Raw genomic sequence first — 2,683 nt, 5'->3', positions numbered from 1 at the left:
TAGAAGGCGGATGCTCTATCCAGCTGAGCTACGGGCGCTGGACCGTTCGCCCACCTGAATATCCAGAAAAATGGTCGGGGTAGAGAGATTCGAACTCCCGACATCCTGCTCCCAAAGCAGGCGCGCTACCAGACTGCGCTATACCCCGTCTGAACTGAACAACAAGTGCCTCAGCAAAGTTGGCGCGCATATTACCGGCGCCGGACGACTCCGTCAACACGCATTTCCAAATTCCCTGAAACAATCGTCGATTCAATGACAGAAGGCCGACTGAAAAGTTCCCTTGAACCCCGCTAACCAAGCGCCTGATTGGAGTTCCGACCGAAGCATGAGACAATGTCGGGCCTCCAATTTACCGATGCCCAACCGACAAGACGAGACATGACCGCCAAACTGATCAATGGAAAAGAAATTGCCGCCGAAGTAAGACAGCAGGTCGCCGCCGGCGTTGAAACCCGCAGGCAGCAAGGACTTCGCGCTCCAGGACTGGCCGTAGTGCTGGTCGGGGACGATCCCGCATCGCATGTATATGTAGGCAACAAGCGGAAAGCCTGCGACCAGGCAGGAATTCTCTCCCTGTCCTATGACCTTCCGGAAGACACCTCTCAGGAAGCCCTGGAGTCCTTGATTGACGAGCTGAACGAAAACCCGGCAGTCGACGGCATCCTGGTCCAGCTTCCGCTTCCCGACCACCTGGATGCAGATCCGATACTGGTCAAGATTCGTCCGGACAAAGACGTCGACGGATTCCACCCTTACAACATCGGCCGTTTAATGCAGCGCAAACCCACTCTGCGCCCATGCACACCTGCAGGCATCATTACCCTGCTAGACAGCATCAAAACTCCCTACAAGGGCCAGCACGCCGTGATCGTGGGTGCCTCGAACATCGTAGGACGCCCCATGAGCATGGAATTGCTCCTGAAAGGAGCCACTACCACCGTATGCCACCGATTCACACCGGATCTGCAGAAGTTTGTAGGCGAGGCTGACATTCTGGTGGCCGCTGTTGGCAAACCTGGACTCATAAAGGGTGATTGGGTAAAACCGGGAGCCACGGTGATTGATGTGGGCATCAACAGGATGGAAGACGGAAAACTGCATGGCGACGTGGATTTCCAGGCCGCTTCTGAACGTGCCGCCTACATCACGCCGGTTCCCGGCGGTGTCGGGCCCATGACGATCGCCACCCTGCTTCAGAACACCCTGTACGCGGCTAACGTGCTGCACAAGGACTGAGGAATGGCACGCTGAATTACGGTGCTGCCCTGCTCCCTCCAGCCACAAAAAAACCCGCCGAAGCGGGGTTTTTTATTTCGCAGCTCTTACTGCCCGTATTTGGCTTTCGCCTTCAGGCGGTAAGCGTGCAGTAGCGGCTCGGTGTAGCCATTAGGCTGCTCGCGACCCTTGAGAACCAGATCCAGCGCTGCCTGGAAGGCGACACTGTCATCGAAGTTCCCGGCCATCGGGCGGTACGCCGAATCACCGGCGTTCTGCTTGTCGACTACCGCTGCCATACGCTTCATGGTCTCCATGATCTGATCTTCAGAGCAGATACCATGGTGCAGCCAGTTGGCCAGCAGCTGGGAGGCGATACGCAGAGTCGCACGGTCTTCCATCAGGCCGACATCGTTGATGTCCGGCACCTTGGAGCAGCCAACGCCCTGATCGATCCAGCGCACAACGTAACCGAGGATACCCTGGGCGTTGTTGTCCAGCTCCTGCTGGATGTCTTCGGCGCTCAAAGAAGCGGGATCATCCATCACCGGTACTGTCAGGATATCGTCCAGCGCGGCGCGGGTGCGGCTTTCCAGCTGCTTCTGGACATCAGCCACACTTACCTGATGGTAGTGAGTGGCGTGCAGTGTGGCCGCCGTGGGAGATGGAACCCAGGCAGTGTTCGCACCGGCCTTCGGATGCCCGATTTTCGCTTCCAGCATGCCGGCCATCAGGTCAGGCATGGCCCACATGCCCTTACCAATCTGGGCAACGCCACGGAAACCGGTTTCCAGGCCGATGTCCACGTTCCACTGCTCGTAGGCATTGATCCAGGTCGCCTGCTTCATCGCACCCTTGCGGATAAACGGACCCAGTTCCATGGAGGTATGTATCTCGTCCCCGGTGCGATCCAGGAAACCGGTGTTAATAAACACAGCCCGCTCTTTCGCGGCATGGATACAGGCTTTCAGGTTAACTGTGGTGCGACGCTCCTCGTCCATGATGCCGACCTTCAGGCTGAAGCGCGGCAGGCTCAATGCATCCTCTACACGACCGAAAAATTCGTTGGTGAATGCCACTTCTTCCGGCCCGTGCATCTTAGGCTTCACGATATACATGGAGCCTTTGGTGCTGTTCTGGAACTTGCCATTGCCCTTCATGTCGTGAATGGCGATCAGTGAGGTGATCAGACCGTCCATCAGGCCTTCCGGCACTTCGTTACCGTCTTTCAGCAGGATGGCCGGGTTGGTCATCAGGTGGCCGACGTTACGGATAAACATCAAGCTGCGGCCTTTCAGGCTCAGCTCGCTGCCATCTGCCGCGGTGTAGGTGCGATCCGCATTCATCTTGCGGGTCAACTGCTCGCCACCTTTCTCGAAGGTTTCCTGCAGATCGCCCTTCATCAGGCCCAGCCAGTTGCGATAGGCCAGCGCCTTGTCGTCAGCGTCTACAGCGGCCACGGAGT

Annotated in this window: 2 protein-coding genes and 1 tRNA gene; 1 reads left to right on the top strand and 2 read right to left on the bottom strand. The window is 57.4% G+C overall.

The genetic code is table 11. The features are described from left to right. Nucleotides 1–71: 71 nt before the first annotated feature. Nucleotides 72–148, bottom strand: a tRNA-Pro gene (locus B2W52_RS14955). Nucleotides 149–381: 233 nt separating this feature from the next. Between B2W52_RS14955 and folD the strand changes: the two genes are divergently transcribed. Then, a complete protein-coding gene (folD, locus tag B2W52_RS14950) occupies nucleotides 382–1,239 on the top strand; it encodes a bifunctional methylenetetrahydrofolate dehydrogenase/methenyltetrahydrofolate cyclohydrolase FolD (RefSeq protein ID WP_008174575.1) in 858 nt (285 codons plus the stop codon). A gap of 86 nt (nucleotides 1,240–1,325) precedes the next feature. Here folD and B2W52_RS14945 read toward each other — a convergent pair. After that, nucleotides 1,326–2,683: malate synthase G (locus B2W52_RS14945; protein WP_286803674.1), on the bottom strand; the 1,358-nt coding region annotated here is incomplete at its 5' end.

The sequence above is a fragment of the Marinobacter sp. UBA2498 genome (assembly GCF_002341575.1).
Lineage (GTDB): Bacteria > Pseudomonadota > Gammaproteobacteria > Pseudomonadales > Oleiphilaceae > Marinobacter > Marinobacter manganoxydans.
This window is presented reverse-complemented; position numbering and strand designations above follow the sequence as displayed.